This window comes from bacterium (genome assembly GCA_016873475.1).
GTDB lineage: Bacteria > Krumholzibacteriota > Krumholzibacteriia > JACNKJ01 > JACNKJ01 > VGXI01.
Genome location: VGXI01000235.1, coordinates 1 through 4,424, shown reverse-complemented (window position 1 = coordinate 4,424; position 4,424 = coordinate 1). Strand labels below are relative to the sequence as shown.

The 4,424-nt window shown below is 71.6% G+C and carries 4 protein-coding genes; 1 reads left to right on the top strand and 3 read right to left on the bottom strand.

What is annotated here, in order from left to right:
• The 3 genes from FJ251_13840 to FJ251_13830 all read right to left on the bottom strand — a co-directional run.
• The coding region (locus FJ251_13840; protein MBM4118786.1) for an isocitrate lyase family protein at positions 1 to 1,695 on the bottom strand (1,695 nt) is incomplete at its 3' end.
• 14 nt (positions 1,696 to 1,709) lie between these two features.
• Positions 1,710 to 3,446, bottom strand: coding sequence for a malate synthase (locus FJ251_13835; protein ID MBM4118785.1), 1,737 nt, complete (start codon positions 3,444 to 3,446; stop codon positions 1,710 to 1,712).
• Entirely contained in the window at positions 3,407 to 3,748 is a 342-nt protein-coding gene (locus FJ251_13830) for a hypothetical protein (protein ID MBM4118784.1), read from the bottom strand. Before FJ251_13830 ends, FJ251_13835 begins: the two co-directional genes overlap by 40 nt.
• Before the next feature lie 325 nt (positions 3,749 to 4,073).
• Between FJ251_13830 and FJ251_13825 the strand changes: the two genes are divergently transcribed.
• Positions 4,074 to 4,424, top strand: a 351-nt coding sequence (locus tag FJ251_13825) for an HD domain-containing protein (GenBank protein ID MBM4118783.1), incomplete at its 3' end; no start/stop codon positions are given.

Here is a 4,424-nt window from a genome sequence, read left to right as displayed (position 1 = left end):
CATGAGCGCGCCGTCCAGGCGCGGACCGCCGACCAGGGTTTGCGGCGTGCGGTAGGGCGACTCGAGCAGGCGCAGCTTGCGCTGGAGGCGGGCGAGGGCGAGCATGCCGTCCTGCAGGAGTGCGCCGGCGAACTCCTCGGCGGCGAGGCCGTCGATCTGGTGCCCCCCGTAGGTGATGAAGTTGAACACATAGCCGAGCCGACCCAACTCGTCGGGGAAGCGGCGCATGTCCTCGTCGCTCATGCCCGTCGTGTCCCAGTTGAAGCTGGGCGACAGGTTGTAGGCCAGCAGCTTGTCGGGGAAGTCGGCGTGGATCGCCTCGGCGAAGTGGCGCGCGTCGGCGAGGTCGGCGGTCTTCGTCTCCATCCAGAGCAGGTCGGCGAAAGGCGCCGCCGCCAGCGAGCGCGCGATGGCGAACTCGATGCCGGCCTGGATCTGGTAGTAGCCCTCGGGCGTCTTGGGCAGCTCGCAGTCCCAGATGATCCGGATGCCCAGCTCGCGGGCCCGCTCGCGGGCCTCGTAATGCGACGCTCGCCGCGCGAAGGCCAGCCACTCGGCGACGGTCCAGGGGCAGTCGTCGCCCTCGCTGGCGCGGAAGGCGATCAACTCGGCCACGGCCTCCCCAAAGGTCTTGAGCCCGGCCTGCACCTGCCAGACCTCGGCGTAGCGCGTGTCGAGCTGCTCGAGCAGCCCGTCCAGACCGGCGAACTTGCCGGCGCGATAGTCCTGGGCGGCCGTGTCGATGACGGCGGCCAGCCCGACGCGCTCCAACCAGGCATCGGCGGCGGCCAGTTCGCGCGCGGAGAGCGCGAAGAGGAGCTGGCCGCGCACTTCGCTGAGGCCCCGGGCGGCGAGGCGCGCGAGCAGGGCGAGGTAGCCGGCCTTGTAGCTGGGCAGGTCCCGCCGCGTGGCGCCGAGGATGAAGGGTTGGTCGCGCTCGTCGCCGCGGCCGTCGAGGAAGGTGGCGGCCTCGGCGTCCGTGCGCGCCACGATGAGGCCGGGCACGCCCATGATGTCCAGTTGCAGCCGCGCCGCGCTGAGGCGCTTGATCTGCTCATCGGTGGGAGAGAGGACCTTGCCGCCCTGGTGGCCGCACTTCTTGACGCCGGGCTTCTGGTCTTCGATGTGATAGCCCGGCACGCCCGCCTCGACGAAGCGGCGGATCAGATTGCGCACATGGGCGTCGCCGCCATGGCCCGTGTCGGCATCCGCGATGATGAAGGGCCGGTAGTCCACCTGCGGCGTCGCCGCGCGCTGCTCGGGGGTGAGGCGCGCCCACGCGAAGCGCTGGTTCTTGTCGGCCGCCAGCAGCGCGCGCACGATCGGCGCCGCCTCGTCGGCCACGCGACCCAGCGGGTAGCTGGCGAGGTCGGCGCCGGGATCCTCCTGCGCGTCGCCCTTGGCGGAGGTGGCCCAGCCGCCCAGATAGAGCGCCTCGATGCCGAGGCGCTTCATCGTCACCGCCTGACCGGGCGAGTAGGGGCCGAAGGTGGTGATCGCGCGGCGCTCGGCGAAGAGCTGGCGCAGGCGCGGGAAGAAGGCCTCGGCGGCCAGGCGAGCCACGGTGTAGTCGACGGGGATGCTGCCGCGCTGCTCGGCGACGTCGCGGGCCGTGTAGAGCCGGGTCAGGCCCGCGAAGCGCGGCGCGGCGAACCAGTCCGCGATCTCGGTGATGTGGGCGTCGAAGTCCGGCATGGCGGGTCCTCGGGTCAGGTGTTCGTGAGGGCGACGAAGGCGGGGTCCGCCGTGAGGCGGCCGCCCTCGCGGCGCAGAGTGTCGAGATAGCGACCGATGCGCGCGCGGGCCTCGGTGAGATCCTCGTTGTTGAGATTCAGATTGAGCAGGTCGATGCACCAGGGCGCCTTGACGGGATCCGTCACCGCCCGCAGCACGATCTCGCGTGCGATGGGCAGGGTGCTCGCCTTCGAGTCGTCGTGCACGTCGCGATTGGCCGCGGCGAGCAGCTTGGCGTACTCCTCCTCGAGCAGGCGCAAGAAGAGCCCCGGCGTGAAGGGATCGCCAGCGGCGAGTCCGGCCGCTGCATCGTCAGCGGCGAGCGCCGCGCCCTTGTGCAGCCACTCCCAGAGAATGCTCACCCGGATCTCGCCGGTGGCCATGTCCTCCATGAGGTAGAGCACGTCCTCGTCGCCGAAGAAATCGGCGGGCTTGAGCGCGGCGGCCTGGAAGCCCCGCCCGAAAGCGTTGGCGTACTGGAGGGCGACGCTGATCAGGTCGCGCGCGCCGCGCACCGTGCGCGCGGCGGGATCCAGGCGCGTAAGCGCCGCCGCTCCTGCCGCGCCATAATCGAGAGGCGGGAAGGCGCGGCCGAGCTGGTTGTTCGCCCCCGCGCGCTCCCAGACGGGCCGCACGATGTGGACCATCTTCCAGTGCGCGACCCACTTGCCGCTGGCCCCCGCTGCCTGCTCCCGCTTGGCGCCGGCCACGGCCCGCGCCATGCCGGCCGCGACGCCCGCCGCCGATCCGACCGGGATGTTCGGCTCCATCCCGCCCTGCCAGAGCGCGCAGCGGCCCGCGCGATCGGGCGTGTTCACGGCCCGCCGCACGCGGTCTTCGTAGGCGGCCATGTAGCCGTAGGTCATCGTGATGGCGTCGATGTTCGGATTGACGAAGCGCTCGTCCCAGGCCAGGGCATCGGCCACGCTGTTGATGTAGTCCCAGCGCCCCGTGTTGAAGCCGACGAAGCGGGGCGCCAGCGCCGCCCGGATCTCCATCAGCTGGAAAGCAGCCTCGAGCTGCTCGACGAGCACGTAGGTGCGGATCGCGCCGTCCGGCAGGCCGAGTGCGGCCTCGAGCGCCGAGAGGAGGCGGTGCCAGAGCGAAGCCTCGGCCGCCGTCTGGATCTTGGGCAGGTAGAGCACCAGCGAGGCGCCGGCCGCACGCAGGCGGCGGTGGTTGGCGGCGATGAAGAGCGCGGCATCGGCGATCGAAGCCGAGAAGCCGCTGCCGTCGGCGCAGCGGACGTGGCGGTCGTCCAGGTGCAGGCCGCGGGCGCGGAAGATCACGGTGGTGAAGTCGAGTTGCCGCTTCCAGTCGGCGATGATGGAGTGGCCGAAGAAGCCCTGCGCCCAGTCGTTCATCTCGGCGGCCACGCGCTCGGCGCTGCGCAGGAAGAGCGCGTCGCGCGCGATGGCCAGGCGCAGATTGCGCTGGTTGTCCAGCGACATGGTGCCGAGCTGGCCGAGGGCATCCTCGCCGTCGAACATCCAGCCGTCGGCGCCCGAGAGGAGGGCGTAGGCCACGCTGCGGATGCTCTGCTCCACGGTGGCGCGCGGCCGGGCGCCGGGGCCCGTGCCTTGAATCCACTGTCGTGCGAGGTCGGCGGGGATCTCGCCGCCGGTGAAGTCGCCGGCGCGGGCCTGGGCTACGGTCAGCGCCGTGCCGGGAATCACCGCGGCCGGGCGCCGGGGCCCGTGCCTTGAATCCACTGTCGTGCGAGGTCGGCGGGGATCTCGCCGCCGGTGAAGTCGCCGGCGCGGGCCTGGGCTACGGTCAGCGCCGTGCCGGGAATCGCCGCGGCCGGGTCCAGGAAGACGATCGGCTCGCGCCGCCGCGCCCGCTCGCTGCGCCGGGCCAGGCGCTCGGCCATGAGCTGCCGCCGTTCGGCCTCGACCCCGGCCGCGGCGAGGGCGGCGAGAGCCGCCAGGGCTTCCGGTCCATAGACATCCGGGTAGGCCTCGCGCACGCCGGGGCGGAATTCGAGAGCGGCGAGGTCCTTGCTGTTCGTCATGGTGTCCGTCTCTTCTGCTTCTCGGAGCGCTTGAAGACCGCCTGCACTTCGGCCCCGGTCGGCTCTGCGCCGCTCGCCGCGCTTCGGATCCCCGCCTGCCTTGCGGAGGCAGCCCGCGGCGAAGCCCTGTGCCAGACAGACAATTCTCCCCGATTCCAGATCTTCGGTCAAGTTGTGGCCATATAAAGACTTAGAGGTCACGCTTGCTGGAATGTGGCCCTTGGCGGGCGCCGGGCGGCGAGACCGCGCGGGTCCGCCGGACTGCCGGGCGGGTCGGCTCCCTGGCCCCATTGACGCACCGGGGGTGCGCGCCTAAGGTCCGCCCATGGCCGGCCGCGAGATCTTCCTCAGGGACACCATTCACGGGATCGTCAGCCTCGACACGGCCGATCCCGGCGATCGCCTGATCTGGGCGCTGGTGCAGACGCCCGAGTTCCAGCGCCTGCGCCGCATCCGCCAGCTCGGGCTGACCAACCTGGTCTACCAGGGCGCGGAGCACACGCGCTTCGCGCACAGCATCGGCGTCATGCACCTGACCGGGCGCATCCTCGACCAGCTCGCGAAGACGGCCGTGATCACGCCGGAAGAGCGCCTCGCCACGCGCGTGACGGCCCTGCTGCACGACACCGGGCACGGGCCCTTCAGCCACGTCTCCGAGATGGTGCTGAAGGTGTCC